Below are 18507 nucleotides of genomic sequence, written 5' to 3' on the forward strand. Positions count from 1 at the left end.
GTCGGTGGAACCAGGCTGCGCCAACCGGCGGGGTCAGCGCGCGGGCTCCTCGGCCGTGGTCGCCGCTCGGCGCGGAGCCGGGACACCGGGCGCGGCCGGTCGGACGTTCGGGTTGTGCTGGAACACGTTCTCCGGGTCCCATGCGGCCTTGAGCGCAGCCAGTCGGCGGTATTTCCGCTCCCCGTAGGAGGCGCGCACCCGTCGCTCCTCGGTGTCGCTCTCGAAGTTGAGGTAGGCGCTCTCATCAGCGGCGTACGGCCGCAGCGCCTGCCACAGATCCCGGACCCAGGCGCGGTCGGCCGCATGGCTCTCCTCGTCCCAGGCGAGGCCAAGCAGGGCCGCCGCCCAACGCGCGTTGCGAGGGCTGCCCCAGGCCGTGGCGTCGTCGGGGATCTCGGAGTATCGGCCCCGCAGGGTGAACATCGGCACGTAGGACATGGGGGAGCGTCTGCGCGGCAGCCGCTCGAGCAGGATCTCGATCGCCTCGTCCGGCAGGTCGTCGAAGTTCAGGCTCTTGGCGTAGGCGCGGATGCCCCACGGTTCGCCGTTGTCGAGCACCTGCTGCAACGCCACGTGCGGCAGAGGCGTGACCATGTCGAACAGCGGTCTGCGCTCCCGCAGCGGCGCCACCGCGGCGGCGTGTTGCTCCGCACTGCCCCAGTTGGCGACGAGCACGGCGATGCCGGGTGTGCCGCGGTGGTGCTCCGGGACGAACGGCTCCGGCGGTGCGGACAGCGCCGCGACCACCGCGCCCATGTCCTCCGGCAGCTCGAACAGGTACTCCCGGGCGAAGGCCAGTGGTGCGGCGGCGTCGGCAACGGACCAGAAGAACAGCCCCAGGTTCGCCATCGGGTCCACCTCGTGCAGGGCGAACACCAGCTCGGTCACGACGCCGAAGTTGGTGCCGGCTCCACGCAGAGCCCACATGAGGTCGGGCTCGGCCTGGTCGGAGGCGACCACGGTACGGCCGTCGGCGGTGACCAGCGTGGCTGCGACCAGGTTGTCGCAGGCGAGGCCCTGCTGGGACATCAACCAACCCATGCCGCCGCTGAGTGTCAGCCCGGCGACGCCGGTGTGGCTGACCGTGCCACCGACGACTGCGAGGCGGTGCTGGGCGGTCGCGGCGTCCACGGCGGCCCAGGACGCGCCCCCGCCGACGTATGCGCGACGCGTCTCCGGGTCCACCCGTACGTGGTTCATCCGGGACAGGTCGATCATCACCGCGCGCTCTTCGACGCAGCTGCCCGCTGCGCTGTGCCCGCCGCCGCGCACGGTCACATCCGTCCCGGTCTCCCGGGCGAGGGCGATCGTCGCGGCTACGTCCTCGGCCGAGCCGGGACGCACGATCAGCGCCGGCTGGCGCGTGATCGCCCCGTTCCAGACCGCCTCAGCTCGTGCGCTGACGAACCCGTCGTCGGCTGGCCGCAGCACCTCCGCCCGGACGGTCCGGAGGAAGCGGGTGATAGAGGAGTCGTCGAGAGGCATCTGTGCCCCCTCTGGTGGGACATCGCTCCCACGGTGAGTGCGCGCTGGGAGCGACCAACTCTGGCACCCGCGGCCGCCGTGGGGCTGCCCATGTGTCCGCCCGTCCAGGCTCGCCGCTGCGCCTCCCGCGCGTGGTGACGCAGGGCACGCGGCAGGTGTGGCACGTCCACCGGCGGGTCAGTCCGGTGGACGGGATCAGATCTCGATGGGACGGCCGGCCGGCGAAGGAGAGCGGGGGCGTCGTGACGTGGTGGAGGACGGCGGCCGGCGGCGGCTGCTCGAGCGCGTGCCGGACGGCGTCCTGCTCACCCCCGCGGGCGTCGCCGCCGCCGCGGACCGGCTCGCGACCGCGCGGGTCGTGAGCCTGCAGCTGCAGCGGCCCGGGCCGGCCGTGCGGGCGGCCCTGGAGCGGGTGTCTCCCGGGGCGGTGGTGGTCACCGACGGGGCGCCCGAGGACGACGCCTCCCGCACGGCCGTGCTCGCCCGGGCCGACGTCGTCCGCGCCGACGCCGCCGAGGCCGAGCTGCTCACCGGCCGGCCGCTGGACGGGGTCGCACCGGAGGACGCCGCGTGGGCGGCAGCGGCGGCCGCCGCCCTCACCGTGGTCCACGCCGGCGGCTGGACCTGTGCCCGGACGCGCTGGAGGACCTCGTGCGCCGGTCCCGGCCGGCCTGAGCCGTCCCGGGATGAGCCCCGGTGCCGCCGCGGCTAGGGTCGCCGGAGGCGAGTGGGAGGCGGAGACGTGGCCGAGTTCGAGAAGATGCTGGCGGCGAACGAGCAGTGGGCGCGGGACTTCCCCGGCGAGCTCCCGGTGCGGCCGGCGCGCAAGGTCGCCGTCGTCGCCTGCATGGACTCCCGGATGCCGCTGTTCCCCCTGCTGGGCCTGGCGGTCGGCGACGCGCACGTCATCCGCAACGCCGGCGGGGTGATCACCGAGGACACGATCCGCTCCCTCACCATCTCCCAGCACCTGCTGGACACCCGCGAGATCGTGCTCGTGCACCACACCAACTGCGGCCTGCAGGCCACCGACGACACCTCGTTCGCCGACCTGGTGGAGCGGGCGACCGGGCGCCGCCCGCCGTGGGCCGCCCGCGCCTTCACCGACCCGGAGAGCGACGTCCGCGAGTCGATGCGGCTGCTGCGCGACTCTCCCTACCTGGTGTCCCGGGAGGTCTGGGGCAGCGTCTACGACGTCGCCACGGGCCGGTTGCACCCGGTCGCGCTGGAGGACTGAGTCCCGCGTCACCCGCCCGGTCGTCTCCGCCCCGGGGACGGCGGTCGGCCGACTGGTATCGTGATCGGCTGGCGCGCGGGCCGGCTGGTGTCCGCGCGCGCTGCACCGTCTCCCGTGTTCGGTGAGGCGATCCCACCAGCCGATCCGACGACGACGGAGGACACGAGCGCCGTGCGCACGTACACCCCCAAGCCCGGCGAGGTCAGCCGGGCCTGGCACGTCATCGACGCCACTGACGTGGTGCTCGGTCGACTCGCCAGCCAGACCGCGATCCTGCTCCGCGGCAAGCACAAGCCCCAGTACGCCCCGCACGTGGACGTCGGCGACTTCGTCGTCATCGTCAACGCCGGCAAGGTGGCGCTGACGGGCACCAAGCGCGACGACAAGATGGCCTACCGCCACTCCGGCTACCCGGGCGGTCTCAAGACCATCCCGGTCGGCGACCAGCTGCGCACCCACCCCGACCGCGTCATCGAGCGCGCGATCAAGGGCATGCTGCCGCACAACAGCCTGGGCCGTCAGATGCTCAAGAAGCTGAAGGTGTACGCCGGGCCGGAGCACCCGCACGCCGCGCAGCAGCCCCAGACCTACGAGATCAAGCAGGTGGCCCAGTGACCAGCGCACTGACCGTGACCGACGCCGAGGGGCGTCCGGTGCAGACCGTCGGCCGGCGCAAGGAGGCCGTGGTCCGCGTGCGGCTGCTGCCGGGCACCGGCCAGTTCCGCCTCAACGGCCGCACCATCGAGGAGTACTTCCCGAACAAGGTGCACCAGCAGCTCATCCGTGAGCCGTTCGTGATCCTCGAGAAGGCCGAGCAGTACGACGTCGTCGGCATCCTCCGGGGTGGCGGCGTCAGCGGGCAGGCCGGCGCGCTGCGCCTGGCGATCGCCCGCGCGCTGGTCGAGGTCGAGGCCGAGGACCGTCCGGCCCTCAAGAAGGCCGGCTTCCTGACTCGTGACGCCCGCGTCACCGAGCGCAAGAAGTACGGCCTCAAGAAGGCCCGCAAGGCGCCTCAGTACTCGAAGCGCTGACCGGTACGTCCGTGGGTCGCCTGTTCGGGACCGACGGCGTCCGGGGTCGGGCCAACGCCGACCTCACGCCGGAGTTGGCCCTCGCGGTGGCACGTGCCGCCGCCGGCGTGCTCGCCGACCGCGACGGGACCTCGCGTCCCGTCGCGGTCGTCGGCCGCGACCCCCGCGCCAGCGGGGAGATGCTCGAGGCCGCCGTCGTGGCGGGCCTCGCCAGCGCCGGTGCGGAGGTGCTGCGGGCCGGGGTGCTGCCCACCCCGGCGATCGCGCACCTGACCGCCTCCACCGGCGCGGACCTCGGCGTGATGATCTCCGCCAGTCACAACCCGATGCCGGACAACGGCATCAAGCTGTTCAGCCGCGGCGGCCACAAGCTGCCCGACGCCGTCGAGGCGGCGATCGAGCAGGTCGTCGCCACCGGCGACACGACCGGCCATCGCCCGACCGGGGGTGAGATCGGTCGCGTCCGCGACCTCGCGGGTGCAGGCGCCATCTACGTCGGGCACCTGCTGTCGACCGTGACGCAGCCCCTGACCGGCCTGACGCTCGTCGTCGACTGCGCCCACGGCGCCGCGGCGACCGTCGCCCCCGAGGTCTACCGCCGGGCCGGCGCCGCCGTCCACGTCATCGGCGGCGAGCCCGACGGCTGGAACATCAACGACGGCATCGGCTCCACGCACCTCGGCCCGCTGACCGAGGCCGTCCGTGCCCACGGCGCCGACCTCGGCATCGCCCACGACGGCGACGCCGACCGCTGCCTCGCGGTCACCGCCGACGGCGAGGTCGTCGACGGCGACGCGATCCTCGCCGTGTGCGCGCTCGCGCTCAAGGAGCGCGGTGAGCTGGCCGGCGACACGGTCGTGGCCACGGTGATGAGCAACCTGGGCTTCCACCACACGATGCGCGCCGCCGGGATCTCGGTGCACACCACCGCCGTCGGCGACCGCTACGTCCTCGAGGCGCTGCGCGACCGCCGGCTCAGCCTCGGCGGGGAGCAGAGCGGGCACCTGGTGTTCCTCGACCACGCCACCACCGGCGACGGCCTGCTCACCGGCCTGTCCCTGCTGTCCCGCATGGCGGCGACCGGGTCGTCGCTGGCCGAGCTGGCGTCGGTGGTGCACCGGCTGCCGCAGACGCTGGTCAACGTCCCGGTCAAGGACCGCCTGGCGGTCGTGGAGAGCAGCGAGGTGGCCGAGGCGGTCAACGCCTGCGAGGCCGAGCTCGGCGACGACGGCCGGGTGCTGCTGCGCCCGTCCGGCACCGAGCAGCTGGTGCGCGTGATGGTCGAGGCGCCCACCCAGGAGCAGGCCGACAGCATCGCGGCCCGGCTGGCCGAGGTCGTCTCCGCCGTCGACTGAGAGGGTCGACCGGTCGTCCCGGAGTGAGGCGAGCGTCTCGTCACCGGTACGGGTGAGCGGGCCCGCGCGCGACGGATCGGTCCCGTTCCGCCGGTACTCTCGGGACAATGTGCGGAATCGTGGGATACGTCGGCCCGCAGAACGCCCTGGACGTCGTCCTGGAGGGTCTGCGCCGTCTCGAGTACCGGGGGTACGACTCGGCCGGGGTCGCCGTCGTCGCTGACGGGACGATGGCGACGGCGAAGAAGGCCGGCAAGCTGGCGAACCTGGAGAAGGTGCTCGTCGACACGCCGCTGCCCGCCGCGACGATCGGCATCGGGCACACCCGGTGGGCGACCCACGGTGGCCCCACCGACCGCAACGCGCACCCCCACCTGTCGGCCGACGGCACGGTGGCGGTGATCCACAACGGCATCATCGAGAACTTCGCCGCCCTGCGCGCCGAGTGCGAGGCCGCCGGCGTCGAGTTCAGCTCCGAGACCGACACCGAGGTCGCCGCCCACCTGCTCGCCACGGCGTACGCGCAGACCCCGGAGGGGCCCGGGCGGCTGGCCGAGGCGATGCGGGCGGTGAGCAACCGCCTGGAGGGCGCCTTCACGCTGGTCGCCTCGCACGTCGACGAGCCCGACACCCTGGTCGCCTCCCGCCGCAACAGCCCGCTCGTGGTCGGCGTCGGCGACGGCGAGTACTTCCTCGGGTCCGACGTCGCCGCGTTCATCTCCCACACCCGCGAGGCCCGGGAGCTCGGGCAGGACCAGGTCGTCGAGATCGACCGGACCCGCGGGCTCACCGTGACCGACTTCGCCGGCACCGTCGTCGAGCCGACCGCCTACACCGTCGACTGGGACGCCGACGCCGCCGAGAAGGGCGGCCACGACTGGTTCATGCTCAAGGAGATCGCCGAGCAGCCGCAGGCGGTCGCCGACACCCTGCTGGGCCGGCTGGGCGACACCGGTGAGCTCGTGCTCGACGAGGTGCGCCTGTCCGACCAGGAGCTGCGCGAGATCGACAAGGTGTTCGTCGTCTCCTGCGGCACCTCGTACCACGCGGGGCTGATCGCGAAGTACGCGATCGAGCACTGGACCCGCATCCCGGTCGAGGTCGAGGTGGCCAGCGAGTTCCGCTACCGCGACCCGGTCCTCGACCGCTCCACGCTCGTGGTGGTCATCAGCCAGTCCGGCGAGACCATGGACACGCTGATGGCGCTGCGCCACGCCCGCGAGCAGAAGGCGCGCACCCTGGCCATCTGCAACGTCAACGGCTCGACCATCCCGCGGGAGTCCGACGCCGTCCTGTACACGCACGCCGGGCCGGAGATCGCCGTCGCCTCGACGAAGAGCTTCCTGGCGCAGATCGTCGCCTGCTACCTCGTGGGGCTCTTCCTCGCGCAGGTGCGCGGGGTCAAGTACGCCGACGAGGTCGCCTCGATCGTCGCCGACCTGCGCCGCATGCCGGAGGCGGTCCGCGAGGTGCTCAGCCAGATGGAGCCGGTCCGCGAGCTGGGCCGCTCCCTGGCCGACGCCGACACGATCCTCTTCCTCGGCCGGCACGTGGCCTTCCCGGTGGCCCTGGAGGGCGCGCTCAAGCTCAAGGAGCTCGCCTACATCCACGCCGAGGGCTTCGCCGCGGGCGAGCTCAAGCACGGCCCGATCGCGCTGATCGACCAGGGCACGCCGGTGGTCGTCGTCGTCCCGTCGCCGCGGGCCCGCGAGTCGGTGCACGGCAAGGTCGTCTCCAACATCCAGGAGGTCCGCGCCCGCGGCGCCCGCACGATCGTGATCGCCGAGGAGGGCGACGAGGACGTCGTCCCCTACGCCGACCACGTCATCCGCGTGCCCCGGACGCCGACGCTGATGGCGCCGATCGTCACCACGGTCCCGCTGCAGGTGCTGGCCTGCGAGATCGCCGACACCCGCGGGTACGACGTCGACCAGCCGCGCAACCTGGCCAAGTCCGTCACCGTCGAGTAGAAGGCCCCGGCTGCTCCCCGCGATCGAAGGACACCGTCCCTCCCACCCCTCGCGCGCTCGGGATGAGCCCCCGGACGGGGCCGGGCAGACTGGCGCCGTGATCATCGGGGTCGGGATCGACGTCGTGCCCGTGGACCGCTTCGCCGAGTCGCTGACCCGTACGCCGGGGCTGCGCAACCGGCTGTTCACCGCGGCGGAGCAGAGCACCCCGTCGGGGACGCCGCGCACCGGGGAGTCGCTGGCCGCCCGCTTCGCCGCCAAGGAGGCCCTCGCCAAGGCCCTCGGTGCGCCGGGTGACCTGCACTGGCACGACGCCGAGGTCACCGTCGGCGAGAACGGCCGGCCGCACCTCGCGGTCAGCGGCACCGTGGCCGGGCGCGCCGCGCAGCTGGGCGTGAGCTCGTGGCACGTGTCGCTGAGCCACGACGGCGGCATCGCCTCGGCCGTGGTGGTCGCGGAGGGCTTCCCCCGCGTGGAGGACGGGCAACCGTGACCGAGCTCGCGGGGCCACGCGGGGACAGGGCATCGGGCCCGAGCGCGAGGCTGACGAGCGTCAGCGAGGAGGCCTCGTGATCGGTCTGTACACGGCCGACGAGGTGCGGGCGGCGGAGGCGCCGCTGCTGGCCGCCACCCGCGAGGGCGTGCTGATGCAGCGGGCCGCGACGGGCCTCGCGACTGTGTGCCTGCGGCTGCTGGACCGGACGCACGGCGCCCGCGTCACCGCGCTCGTGGGCGCCGGCAACAACGGCGGGGACGCGCTGTACGCCGGGGCGCAGCTGGCCCGGCGCGGGGCGCGGGTGACCGCCGTCCTCCTGGACGCCGACCGCGCGCACCCCGGTGGCCTGGCGGCGCTGCGGGCCGCCGGCGGCCGGGTCACCGGGCCCGACGGGGACACAGGGCTGGAGCGGGCCGAGCTCGTCCTCGACGGGATCGTCGGCATCGGCGGCACCGGCGGACTGCGCCCGGCCGCGGCCGCGCTGGTCGAGCGCGCGGTGGCCGGCCCCGGGCTGCTGGTGGCGGTCGACGTCCCCAGCGGGGTGGACGCGAGCACCGGCGCCGTCCCCGGGGTGGCGGTCCCGGCGCAGCACACGGTCACCTTCGGCGCGGTGAAGGCCGGGCTGGTGGTGGGGGAGGGCCGCGGCCACGCCGGCGTCGTCCACCTGGTCGACATCGGCCTGGACGCCACGCTGCCGGCGCCCACGGTCCGGCGGCTGACCGACGCCGACGCCGCCGCCCGCATCCGCCCGCCGGAGGCGGGGGACGACAAGTACTCCCAGGGCGTGGTCGGCATCGTCGCGGGCTCCTCGACCTACCCGGGCGCCGGCGTGCTGTGTACGGGCGCGGCGCTGCGCACCCGGCCGGGGCTGGTCCGCTACGCCGGGACGGCGGCCGAGGGGGTGCGGGCCGCCTGGCCCGAGGCGATCGTCACCTCCGGCCGGCCCGCGGACGCCGGGCGCGTGCAGGCGTGGGTGGTCGGGCCCGGCATGGGCACCGACGACGACGCCCGCAGCGTGCTGGCCGAGGTGCTCGCGACCGACCTGCCGGTGCTGGTGGACGCCGACGCCCTCACGATGGCCGCGCAGCAGCCGGAGTTGGTGCGCGGCCGCGGCGCGCCCACGGTGCTCACCCCGCACGACCGGGAGTTCGCCCGGTTCGGGGCGGAGGTGGGTCCCGACCGGATCGGGGCGGCCCGCCGGCTGGCCGCCGACCTGAACGCCGTCGTCCTGCTCAAGGGCGAGGCCACCGTCGTCGCCGCCCCCGACGGCACCGCGTTCGTCAACGGCACCGGCACCCCGTGGCTGGCCACGGCGGGCACCGGCGACGTGCTGTCGGGCATCGGCGGTGCCCTGCTGGCCACCGGCCTGCCCGCGGTCGAGGCAGTCGCGGTCGCGGCGCACGTGCACGGGCGGGCGGGGCAGGTGGCCGCCGAGGAGGGACCGCTGGTCGCCGGTGACCTGGTCCGCCGGCTGCCCGCGACGCTGGCCCGCCTGCACCGGTCGCCCAGGGGAGGCCTGGGAGACTCGGAGGCGTGACGAGCGGAGCCCGAGCGGAAGTCGTCGTCGACCTGGACGCCATCGCGGCCAACACCGCGGTGCTGCGGGAGCGGGTCGGCCGGCCGCTGATGGCGGTGGTCAAGGCCGACGGCTACGGGCACGGCATGGTGCCCGCCGCGCGGGCGGCCCTGGCCGGCGGCGCCGACGCGCTGGGCGTGGCGGTGGTGGAGGAGGCGCTCGCGCTGCGGGCCGCCGGGGTCACGGCGCCCGTGCTGGCCTGGCTGAACGGGCCCGGGGAGGACTTCGCGGCCGCCCTCTCCGCCGACGTCGAGGTCTCGGTCAACGCCGTCTGGGGGCTGGCCGAGGTGGTCGCCGCGGCCCGGGCCACCGGCCGCCCCGCACGCCTGCACCTGAAGATCGACACCGGGCTCTCCCGGGGCGGGGCGACGTTGGAGCAGTGGCCCGACCTGGTCACCGCCGCCGCCCGCGCGCAGGCCGACGGCGACGTCGAGGTCGTCGGGCTGTGGAGCCACCTCGCCTACGCCGACGCACCGACCCACCCGACGATCGGCCTGCAGGTGGGGGTCTTCGAGCAGGCCGTGGCCGTCGCCCGCGACGCCGGCCTCACCGGCGCCCGCCGGCACCTGGCCAACTCCGCGGCGACCGTCGCCCTGCCCGACACCTGGTTCGACATGGTCCGCCCCGGGATCGCCGTCTACGGGCTGGACCCGCTCGGCGGCGACCCGGCGGCCCACGGGCTGCGCCCGGCGATGACCGTGCAGGCGCGGGTGATGCTCACCAAGCGGGTGCCCGCCGGTGTCGGCGTCTCCTACGGGCACACGTACTCGCCGGAGGCCGAGACCACGCTGGCCGTCGTGCCGGTGGGCTACGCCGACGGCGTGCCGCGGGCGGGGGGCAACCGGGCGCCGGTGCTGGCCGGTGGCCGGCAGCGGACGATCGCCGGTCGCGTGTGCATGGACCAGTTCGTGCTGGACGTCGGCGACGACGCGGTGGCCCCCGGCGACCCCGTCGTCCTCTGGGGTCCGGGGACCGGCGGCGAGCCGACCGCGCAGCAGTGGGCCGATGCGGTCGAGACCATCCACTACGAGCTGGTCGCCCGCATCGGCGGCCGCTTCGTGCGCCGCCACGTCGGCTCGGCGGGCGCCGTCTGATGGCGGCGGCGAGGAAGGCCCCCGCGAGGAGGTCCCCGGCGAAGGGCTCGACGGCGAAGGGGCTGGCCGGCCACCGCGCCGGCATCGTCGGCGCGGTGCTCGGGCTGGCCGCGGCCGGCACCGCCGTCGGGGTCGCGGTCAGCCGGGCCGCGGCGCGCCGGGTCGGCGCCGAGCGGCTGGGGTCGGCGGCCGGACTGCCGCCGGGCCGCACGGACGCCGAGCTGCGCGAGGACGACCCGCTGGGTGCCGCCTCCCGGCCGGCCGACCGCACCGCGCTGGTGCAGGCCGACGACGGCGTGCTCCTGCACGTCGAGGAGATCGGCCCGGCCGACGCGCCGCTGACCGTGGTCTTCGTGCACGGCTACACGCTGTCGATGGCGTCGTGGACGTTCCAGCGGCGGACGCTGGCCGCCGAGCTCGCCACCGCCAACGGCTCCCGCCCCCGGGCCCGGCTGGTCTTCTACGACCAGCGGGGCCACGGCGCCTCCGGCCGCGGCACGGCCGCGCACGCCACCGTGGCGCAGCTGGGCCGCGACCTGGAGGCGGTCCTGCGGGCGCGGGTGCCCTCCGGCCCGGTCGTCCTCGTCGGTCACTCCATGGGCGGGATGACCGTCATGTCGCTGGCGAAGCTGCGACCGGAGCTGTTCGGGACCCGGGTCGTGGGCGCGGCTCTGCTGAGCACGTCGAGCGGCAACCTCGCCGACCTCGACTTCGGCATGCCGGAGTTCCTCACCCGGGTGCGGGCGGCCGTCCTGCCGGTCGCGGCGTTCACGATGCGCCGCCGTCCGGCCCTCGCGGAGCGGACCCGCCGGCTCGCCGCCGACCTGATCTCGTACGTGACGTGGTCGCTGTCGTTCGCCTCGGCGGACGTCGACCCGGCGCTGGGCCGCTACGTCGACTCGATGATCGCCGGCACCCCGGTCGAGGTGATCGCGGAGTTCTACCCGGCGCTGGCCGGTCTCGACGAGAGCGGGTCGCTCGAGCCGCTGCGCGCCGTCCCGACCCTCGTGCTGACCGGTGCCAAGGACACGCTGATCCCCAGCGCGCACAGCGACGCGATCGTCGAACTGCTCGGCGGGGCGGGCACGCCGGGGGTGGAGTACGTCGTCGTCCCGGACGCCGGCCACATGGTGCTGCTGGAGAAGTCCGACGAGGTGACCGGCGCCCTGTCGGCGCTGCTGCGCCGGGTGGTGGCCGAGCGCCCGGCGGTCGCCGGCGGGTAGGCGGTCGGAGGCGGCTCAGCGCGACGGCACGGGCGTGCCCGTGCGCGCGGCCCGGACGACGTCGTCGACGGCGCGGGCGGCCACCGCGGCGCCGCGTTCCTCGTCCAGCAGGCCGACGTGGCTGACGTCCGCCTCGCGCCGGCCGCTGTTGGTGGACAGTGCCGCCATCCGGCCGTGGGCCTCGGAGAAGCCGGGCGCGTGGGGCGACCCCGTGGTGGTGACCACGACCAGCGGCGCGCTGCCGAGGGTGGTCAGGCGCTGAGCCTGGCCGAACACGGCCGGCATGGCGGCGTACTCGTCGCGCTGGTTGCGCCAGCCGCGCGGACCGGCCGCGAACGCCCGGAGCTGACCGGCGGCCGGCTCGGGCAGGGCGGACCAGGCGGCGGACGGGGCGAGGCGGCCGAGGCCCAGCCGCGCCAGGCCGGGCACGATCGCGACCAGGGCCGGGGCGCCGGCGTCGGGAGAGACGGAGCCGGCCGTGGACCGGTAGGGGTCGGACGGGTCGAGCAGCGCCATCCCGGCCACCTGCCCGGGGTACTGCGCGGCGTAGACCATCGCGTAGCTGCCCCCGGTCGAGTGCCCGGCGAGGACGAACGGACCGTCCTCCCCGGCGCGGTCGAGCAGGGCGTGCAGGTCGGCCGCGACCTCGATGCCGTCCTGCACGTGGGGCAGGTCGTCACTCCAGCCCTGCCCCGCGCGGTCGTAGGCGCACACCCGGGTGGTGCGACCGACGACCGGTGCGATGCGGGCCCAGCTCGACGACATCGACCCGAGCCCGCCCAGCAGGACGACGGTGGGGCTGCCGGTGCCGGTGCAGTCCAGGTGCAGCCGGCGGCCGCCGACGTCGTAGCCCCGTCCTGGCATCGCGTCGTCGCCCTGAGAGGCGCGCACGAGGGTCTCCGCCATGCCGCCCACGGCCGCCAGCACCATGAGCGCCACGACCGGGTGGAGCAGCCGGCGGCCGCGGCGCGGGGCGAGCGAGCGGCGCACGCGCCGGCCCGACCACAGGGCCAGCACGAGCAGGGCCGGGGGCCACACCCACCCGGCGGCGGTCAGGCCGGCGTCGCCGGGCGCGACCGCCAGCAGCGCGAGCCCCGTCGCGGCCATCGCGGTCGCCGGGACCAGCGCCCAGCGCTGCGGCTGGTCGGTCCACCGGGACGACGCCACCGCGAGCACCGCCCACCCGAGCGCGAGACCGAGCAGGGCAGACCCGGTGACCACGTGCTCGCGGGCTCCGGCGACGACGACCAGGGTCAGGACGCCGGCCGCCACCAGGCCCGTGAGCAGCGAGCCCGCGACGACCCACCGGGTGCGCCCGGCCCGCGCTGCCGTGCCGGCCCGCGACGGCGGGAAGCGGTCCCTGGTGGTCGTCGGCACAGCGGGGATGGTGGCACCGGGCGGCCCCGTAGGGTGCTGTCGTGGCCGCACCCCGTCCGCCCCGGTTCGACGCCGCCGCGGAGGAGGTGGCCCGCGTCGCCGCCGCCGCGCCGGACTGGGAGACGCTGGCCGCCGCGGCCCGGCCCTGCGTCGCCTGCCCCGAGCTGGCCGCCACCCGGCAGCACGTCGTGGTCGGCGACGTCCCGGCCGGCCGGCCGCGCCTGGCCCTGGTCGGCGAGGCGCCCGGCGCGCAGGAGGACGAGACCGGCCGCCCGTTCGTCGGCAGGTCCGGCGCGCTGCTCGACCAACTGCTCGCCGAGGCGGGGCTCGACCGCGGGCAGGCCGCCGTCCTCAACGTGGTGAAGTGCCGCCCGCCGGGCAACCGGACGCCGAAGGCGCCCGAGGTGGCCCGCTGCAGCGGCTGGCTGCGGCGCCAGCTGGAGCTGCTCGACCCGCCGGTGGTCGTGGCCTTGGGGCTGTCCTCGGCCAAGTGGTTCCTCGGGCCCCGCACGGTGCTGGCCGAGGCCCGCGGGCGGCCGCACGACGTCGAGGGGCGGGCGGTGTGGGCCACCTACCACCCGTCGGCGGCGATCCGGTTCGGGCCGAAGGGCGCGCCGCGGGCCGGGCTGCTGGCCGACCTGACCGCCGTCGCGGGGAGCCTGGCGTGAGGCGCGAGCACGTGCTGCCCACCCCGGAGGACACCCGGGCCCTTGGTGCGGCCCTGGCGGACCTCACGCGCCCCGGTGACCTGGTGGTGCTGGTCGGTCCGCTGGGCGCGGGCAAGACCGCGCTCACCCAGGGGATCGGGCAGGCCCTCGGCGTCCGGGAGCCGGTCACCTCGCCGACGTTCGTCATCGCCCGCGTGCACCGCGGCGGCCGGCTGCCGCTGGTGCACGTCGACGCCTACCGGCTCGGCAGCGTCGCCGACGTCGACGACCTGGACCTCGACGCCTCGACCGAGGAGTCCGTGACCGTGGTCGAGTGGGGCCAGGGCCTGGTCGAGCGGCTGGCCGACGAGCACCTCGAGGTACGGCTGGACCGGCGGGACGACGACGTCCGGACCGCGCAGCTGGTGCCGCACGGCCCCGGCTGGGAGCAGCGCCTCGACGGCGGGCCGACCGCGGGGGCGTGAGCGTGCGGGTGGAGCTGGTGCAGCTGAGCCCCGCGGCGTTGCGCGCCCTCGCCGGCGGCGACCTGACCGCGGCCGAGGCGAGCGCGCCGGTGCCGCTCAGCCGGTACCTCGCCGGGCCCGAGTGCCGCCCGGTGTGGGCGATGCGGGCGGCCCAGGTGGTCGCCGACCCGTCCAGCGCCGACTGGGTCACGCGGGTGGTCTGGGACCCCGACCGCCGCCTGGCCGTCGGGCGGGCCGGCTTCCACGGGCCGCCCGACGCCGCCGGCGTGGTCGAGGTCGGCTACTCGATCGACCCCGGGCACCGGCGGCGGGGGTACGCGCGGGCGGCGCTGCGGGCCCTGCTCGACCGGGCGGCCGCGGACCCGCGCGTCACCACCGTGCGGGCCTCCGTCGCGCCGGGCAACGTGGCCTCGCGGGACCTCGTGCTGGGCTCCGGCTTCGTCGCCGTGGGGGAGCAGGTGGACGAGGTGGACGGCCCGGAGGTCGTCTACGAGGTGGCCGCCGGCGCTCACCTAGGCTGAGCGGTCGTGCTGGTCCTCGCCCTCGACACCGCCACGCCGACGCTCGTCGCCGGCCTCGCCCGGTGGTCCCCGGACGGCGCGACGCAGGTGCTGGCCGAGCGCGCGGTGCCCTCGGGCAACCGGCACGCCGAGCTGCTCACCGTCGCGGTCACCGAGGTCCTCGCCGAGGCCGGGCACACGGTGGCCGACCTCGACGCGGTCGTGACCGGGCTCGGGCCCGGGCCGTTCACCGGCCTGCGGGTCGGCGTGGTGACCGCCGCCGCGCTCGCCGACGCGCGCGGGGTGCCCGTCGTCGGCGTCTGCTCGCTCGACGCCGTCGGCTCGGGCGCCCGCACCGTGGTGACCGACGCCCGCCGCAAGGAGGTCTACTGGGCCGCCTACGGCGCCGACGGCGCCCGTACCGGCGGGCCCGGCGTGGTGCGTCCCGAGGAGCTCGCCGCGTCCGGCCCGCTGGTGGGCGACACCCGGTTCGCCGAGCGACTGGGCGCGCCGGTCACCCCGGCCGACGTGACGACGGCGGGGCTGTTGCGGGCCGCGGCCGCCCAGCTCGCCGACCCGTCGTCCGCCGCGCCGCTGGCGCCGCTGTACCTGCGCCGCCCGGACGCCGTCCCGCCGACGACGTTCAAGCCGGTGACGACCACGTGAGTGCCCGGCTGCGGCCGATGCGGCTGGCCGACCTCGGCGCCGTCCTGGAGTTGGAGGAGGAGCTGTTCGCCCCCGACACCTGGACCGCGGCGATGTACCGCGACGAGCTCGCCCGCACCGACACCCGGTACTACCTGGTGGCCGAGGACGGTGACCGCGTCGTCGGCTACGCGGGCCTGATCGCCTACGACGACGAGGCGCACGTGGCCACCATCGGGGTGGCCGTCGAGCGGCAGGGCGAGGGCATCGGGGCCGCGCTGCTGGACGCGCTGCTGGCCGAGGCCGACCGGCGCAGCCCGGTGGTGCTGCTGGAGGTGCGGGCGGACAACGAGCTGGCCCAGGGTCTGTACCGGCGGCGGGGGTTCACCGAGATCGGCCGGCGCCGGGGCTACTACCAACCGAGCGGCACCGACGCCGTCGTGATGAAGCGGGAGAAGGCGTGAGCGACTCTGTGATCGATCCGGCTCCGCCGGGCGGGAGCGAACGGTGACGTCGAGTCAGCCGCTCGTCCTGGGCTTCGAGACCTCGTGCGACGAGACCGGCGTGGGCCTGGTGCGCGGGCAGACGCTGCTGTCGGACGCCCTGGCCACCTCCGTGGCCGAGCACGAGCGCTTCGGCGGGGTGGTGCCCGAGATCGCGTCGCGGGCGCACCTGGAGGCGATGGTGCCCACCGTGCACCGCGCCCTGACCGAGGCGGGGGTGCAGGCCTCCGACGTCGACGCCGTCGCGGTGACCGCCGGACCCGGCCTCACCGGCGCGCTGCTGGTCGGGCTGGCCGCGGCGAAGGCCTACGCCCTGGCCCTGGGCAAGCCGCTGTACGGCGTCAACCACCTGGCCGCGCACGTCGCCGTCGACGAGCTGCAGCACGGCCGGCTGGCCGAGCCGTCGCTGGCGTTGCTGGTCTCCGGCGGGCACAGCTCGCTCCTGCTGGTGCCCGACCTCGCCCGCGAGGTGCAGTCCCTGGGCCGGACCATCGACGACGCGGCGGGGGAGGCCTTCGACAAGGTGGCCCGGGTGCTCGGCCTGCCGTTCCCCGGTGGCCCGCCGATCGACAGGGCCGCGCGCGAGGGGGACCCCGCGGCGATCGACTTCCCGCGCGGGCTCACCGGCCCCCGCGACGCGCCCTACGACTTCTCGTTCTCCGGCCTGAAGACCGCTGTCGCCCGGTGGGTCGAGGCCCGGCAGCGGGCGGGGGAGCCGGTGCCGGTGGCCGACGTCGCGGCGTCCTTCCAGGAGGCGGTGGCCGACGTCCTGACGCGGAAGGCGGTCCGCGCCTGCAAGGACCACGGCGTCGACCACCTGGTGCTCGGTGGCGGGGTCGCGGCCAACTCCCGGCTGCGCGCGCTGGCCGAGGAGCGCTGCGCGGAGGCCGGCATCGTGCTGCGGGCGCCCAGCCCGCGGCTGTGCACGGACAACGGCGCGATGGTGGCCGCGCTGGGCTCGCGGCTCGTCGAGGCCGGCGTGGCCCCGTCGGCACCGGACGTCGGCGCGGACAGCTCCCTGCCGATCGACGTCGTCACCCGCTGAGGGCCATTGTGGCCACAATGGCCCTCAGCTGACTCCGCAGACGAGGGCGGTGGGGGCGCCGGCGACGCGGGTGACGACGACGGTCGCCGACCCTGCGCCCGCTCCGCGCAGCTGCCGGGCCAGCGTCTCCGGCTCGATGGCCGACCCGCGCTTCTTCACCACGACCCTTCCCACGCCGCGGGCCCGCAGCAGCGCCCTGAGCTTCTTGAGGTTGAACGGCAGCACCTCGTCGACCCGGTACGAGGCGACCCAGGGGGAGCCGGCCGGGGAGTCCGAGGTCAGGTAGGCGATGGTCGGGTCGACGAGGGTCGCGCCCAGGTCGGCGGCGACCAGCGACACCAGCCCCGACCGGATCACCGCCGGGTCCGGCTCGTGCAGCCAGCCGCGCACCGGGCCCACCGGCGCCGGGCCGGGGTCGGCGTCCGCGGTCAGCTCGAGGACCTCGCCGTCGCGCACCAGCGCGGCCCGCCGCCACGTCGTCGACAGCGCGCGCCCCCACAGCAGCGCCTCGACGATCGAGCTCCCGGCCGAGACCCACTCCGCCTCGACGCCGGCCGGGACGCGGTCGTGGTCCAGCCCCGGCGCCACCTTCACCACCGCACGGGGCACGCGGTCCAGCAGCGCGACGACCGTCGACCAGGGCGGCGACCACCGGTCGGGGTCCAGCTGCCGCCGTCCGCCGGCCCGCCGGGCGGGGTCCAGGACGGCGGCGGCGCACCCGGCCACCGCGCCGTCGGCGGCCGCGGCCACCAGGTCCACGACGTCGGCGTCGCGCACGGTGACCCGGTCGGCGAGGTCCAGCGCGGCGGCGTTGGCCGCGGTCAGCTCACGGGCCAGCGGGTCACGGTCGACGGCGACCACGGAGGCGCCGGCCCGGGCGAGGGCCACGGTGTCGGTGCCGGACGCGCAGCCCAGGTCGGCGGCCGTGCCGGCGTCCGCGGCCAGCAGCCGGGCCGCCCGGCGGGTCGCCAGCGCGGGACGGCCGGCCTGCTCCAGCGTGTCGGCGGTGAGGAACAGGACGTCGGCGTCGGCACCGAACACCGGCCGGGCCCGTGCCCGGAGCCGGGCCAGCTCCCACGCCGGCCCGGCGTGCTCCGCGCCGACCTCGGCGCGCAACCGGCCGAGGCCGGTCAGCAGGTCGGTGCCCCCGGCGAGCAGCTCCGCCGCCCGGCCGGCCGCCGCCGTGCCCTCCGGGGTGCGCAACCACCTGAGCTGCGCCAGCGCGTCGATGGCAGGCTCAGGGGGCACCGGCACAGCGTGACGCACCGGTCCGTGCCCCGGTCCGGTGACCCGGTTGAGCGGCTGGCACTCTCATGGGTAGAGTGCCAATCGACACGGGCAGGCGCCTGACCCCCGCGACGGCAGGCCCCGCCCCCGTGCCACAGCATCAGCACCAACCCACCAGCCGTCCGACACCGAAGGGGGCGTCGCCGACGTGACGACCGCTACCAAGGTCAGCATCAAGCCGCTGGAGGACCGTGTCGTGGTCCAGGCCAACGAGGCCGAGACCACCACCGCCTCCGGTCTGGTCATCCCGGACACCGCCAAGGAGAAGCCCCAGGAGGGCACCGTCGTCGCCGTGGGCCCCGGCCGCGTCGACGACAACGGCAACCGCGTGCCGCTCGACGTCAAGGTCGGCGACGTGGTCATCTACTCCAAGTACGGCGGCACCGAGGTCAAGTACGCCGGCGAGGAGTACCTGGTGCTCTCCGCCCGCGACCTGCTCGCCGTCGTGGAGAAGTAGAAGGACCCCGTCCTCCTCATCCCTCGCGAGCTCGGGACGAGCCTCGGGACGGGGCCGGCATCCGGTCCCGCCCCGAGGGTGACCCACCTCCGCA

The 18507-nt window shown here is 75.9% G+C and carries 20 protein-coding genes; 17 read left to right on the plus strand and 3 right to left on the minus strand.

Going from position 1 to position 18507, the window contains the following annotated elements; all coding sequences use genetic code 11:
• Window positions 1–33 precede the first annotated feature (33 nt).
• Window positions 34–1485 (minus strand): FAD-binding oxidoreductase, encoded by a 1452-nt coding sequence (locus ACI784_RS01030; RefSeq protein ID WP_457012268.1) that lies wholly within the window; start codon window positions 1483–1485, stop codon window positions 34–36.
• 247 nt (window positions 1486–1732) lie between these two features.
• Here ACI784_RS01030 and ACI784_RS01035 point away from each other — a divergent pair, with 247 nt between their 5' ends.
• The 10 genes from ACI784_RS01035 (at window position 1733) to ACI784_RS01080 (ending at window position 11467) form a co-directional block, all read left to right on the plus strand.
• Window positions 1733–2197 (plus strand): hypothetical protein, encoded by a 465-nt coding sequence (locus tag ACI784_RS01035; RefSeq protein WP_457012269.1) that lies wholly within the window; start codon window positions 1733–1735, stop codon window positions 2195–2197.
• Window positions 2198–2227: 30 nt separating this feature from the next.
• Entirely contained in the window at window positions 2228–2722 is a 495-nt protein-coding gene (locus tag ACI784_RS01040) for a beta-class carbonic anhydrase (RefSeq protein ID WP_456922960.1), read from the plus strand.
• 171 nt (window positions 2723–2893) lie between these two features.
• Window positions 2894–3337 carry a 50S ribosomal protein L13 gene (gene rplM / locus ACI784_RS01045; protein WP_457012270.1) on the plus strand — a complete coding sequence of 148 codons (444 nt, stop codon included), beginning with the start codon at window positions 2894–2896 and terminating at the stop codon, window positions 3335–3337.
• Window positions 3334–3753 (plus strand): 30S ribosomal protein S9, encoded by a 420-nt coding sequence (gene rpsI, locus ACI784_RS01050; RefSeq protein ID WP_456922962.1) that lies wholly within the window; start codon window positions 3334–3336, stop codon window positions 3751–3753. Before rplM ends, rpsI begins: the two co-directional genes overlap by 4 nt.
• Window positions 3754–3764: 11 nt before the next feature.
• Window positions 3765–5108 (plus strand): phosphoglucosamine mutase, encoded by a 1344-nt coding sequence (gene glmM, locus ACI784_RS01055; RefSeq protein ID WP_457012271.1) that lies wholly within the window; start codon window positions 3765–3767, stop codon window positions 5106–5108.
• Window positions 5109–5215: 107 nt separating this feature from the next.
• Window positions 5216–7078, plus strand: a complete 1863-nt coding sequence (glmS, locus tag ACI784_RS01060) for a glutamine--fructose-6-phosphate transaminase (isomerizing) (RefSeq protein WP_457012272.1) — start codon at window positions 5216–5218, stop codon at window positions 7076–7078.
• Between the two features lie 97 nt (window positions 7079–7175).
• A complete protein-coding gene (locus ACI784_RS01065) occupies window positions 7176–7571 on the plus strand; it encodes a holo-ACP synthase (protein ID WP_457012273.1) in 396 nt (131 codons plus the stop codon).
• Window positions 7572–7647: 76 nt separating this feature from the next.
• Complete coding sequence (locus ACI784_RS01070; protein WP_457012274.1) at window positions 7648–9111, plus strand: NAD(P)H-hydrate dehydratase; 1464 nt, start codon at window positions 7648–7650, stop codon at window positions 9109–9111.
• Window positions 9108–10244: an alanine racemase gene (alr, locus tag ACI784_RS01075; RefSeq protein WP_457012275.1), complete on the plus strand. Its 1137-nt coding sequence runs from the start codon at window positions 9108–9110 to the stop codon at window positions 10242–10244. Before ACI784_RS01070 ends, alr begins: the two co-directional genes overlap by 4 nt.
• Entirely contained in the window at window positions 10244–11467 is a 1224-nt protein-coding gene (locus ACI784_RS01080) for an alpha/beta fold hydrolase (RefSeq protein ID WP_457012276.1), read from the plus strand. The genes alr and ACI784_RS01080 overlap by 1 nt, the downstream gene beginning before the upstream one ends.
• Before the next feature lie 15 nt (window positions 11468–11482).
• On the opposite strand, the gene ACI784_RS01085 is transcribed toward ACI784_RS01080, so the two are convergent.
• Window positions 11483–12844 carry an alpha/beta fold hydrolase gene (locus tag ACI784_RS01085; protein WP_457012277.1) on the minus strand — a complete coding sequence of 454 codons (1362 nt, stop codon included), beginning with the start codon at window positions 12842–12844 and terminating at the stop codon, window positions 11483–11485.
• 41 nt (window positions 12845–12885) lie between these two features.
• Here ACI784_RS01085 and ACI784_RS01090 point away from each other — a divergent pair, with 41 nt between their 5' ends.
• The 6 genes from ACI784_RS01090 to tsaD are packed head-to-tail and all read left to right on the plus strand — an operon-like array spanning window position 12886 to window position 16669.
• Window positions 12886–13512 (plus strand): uracil-DNA glycosylase, encoded by a 627-nt coding sequence (locus ACI784_RS01090; protein WP_456922970.1) that lies wholly within the window; start codon window positions 12886–12888, stop codon window positions 13510–13512.
• Window positions 13509–13976, plus strand: coding sequence for a tRNA (adenosine(37)-N6)-threonylcarbamoyltransferase complex ATPase subunit type 1 TsaE (gene tsaE, locus ACI784_RS01095; protein ID WP_457012278.1), 468 nt, complete (start codon window positions 13509–13511; stop codon window positions 13974–13976). Before ACI784_RS01090 ends, tsaE begins: the two co-directional genes overlap by 4 nt.
• Window positions 13973–14497 (plus strand): GNAT family N-acetyltransferase, encoded by a 525-nt coding sequence (locus ACI784_RS01100; protein WP_457012279.1) that lies wholly within the window; start codon window positions 13973–13975, stop codon window positions 14495–14497. The genes tsaE and ACI784_RS01100 overlap by 4 nt, the downstream gene beginning before the upstream one ends.
• 6 nt (window positions 14498–14503) lie before the next feature.
• Complete coding sequence (gene tsaB, locus ACI784_RS01105; RefSeq protein WP_457012280.1) at window positions 14504–15142, plus strand: tRNA (adenosine(37)-N6)-threonylcarbamoyltransferase complex dimerization subunit type 1 TsaB; 639 nt, start codon at window positions 14504–14506, stop codon at window positions 15140–15142.
• On the plus strand, window positions 15139–15585 hold the full coding sequence (gene rimI / locus ACI784_RS01110) for a ribosomal protein S18-alanine N-acetyltransferase (protein WP_456922974.1): 447 nt from the start codon (window positions 15139–15141) through the stop codon (window positions 15583–15585). Before tsaB ends, rimI begins: the two co-directional genes overlap by 4 nt.
• Before the next feature lie 43 nt (window positions 15586–15628).
• Window positions 15629–16669, plus strand: a complete 1041-nt coding sequence (gene tsaD / locus ACI784_RS01115; protein ID WP_457012281.1) for a tRNA (adenosine(37)-N6)-threonylcarbamoyltransferase complex transferase subunit TsaD — start codon at window positions 15629–15631, stop codon at window positions 16667–16669.
• Window positions 16670–16693: 24 nt separating this feature from the next.
• Here tsaD and ACI784_RS01120 read toward each other — a convergent pair whose 3' ends face one another.
• Window positions 16694–17917: a THUMP-like domain-containing protein gene (locus ACI784_RS01120; protein ID WP_457012282.1), complete on the minus strand. Its 1224-nt coding sequence runs from the start codon at window positions 17915–17917 to the stop codon at window positions 16694–16696.
• A gap of 187 nt (window positions 17918–18104) precedes the next feature.
• Here ACI784_RS01120 and groES point away from each other — a divergent pair, with 187 nt between their 5' ends.
• Window positions 18105–18413 (plus strand): co-chaperone GroES, encoded by a 309-nt coding sequence (gene groES / locus ACI784_RS01125; RefSeq protein ID WP_456922977.1) that lies wholly within the window; start codon window positions 18105–18107, stop codon window positions 18411–18413.
• The last annotated feature ends 94 nt before the right edge of the window (window positions 18414–18507 follow it).

Source organism: Geodermatophilus sp. SYSU D01186, from assembly GCF_054050215.1.

Excerpts from the sequence above, each read along its gene's own strand:
- glmS (WP_457012272.1), top strand. The coding sequence starts at position 5,216 with ATGTGCGGAATCGTGGGATACGTCGGCCCGCAGAACGCCCTGGACGTC.
- ACI784_RS01080 (WP_457012276.1), top strand. The coding sequence starts at position 10,244 with ATGGCGGCGGCGAGGAAGGCCCCCGCGAGGAGGTCCCCGGCGAAGGGC.
- ACI784_RS01030 (WP_457012268.1), bottom strand. The coding sequence starts at position 1,485 with ATGCCTCTCGACGACTCCTCTATCACCCGCTTCCTCCGGACCGTCCGG.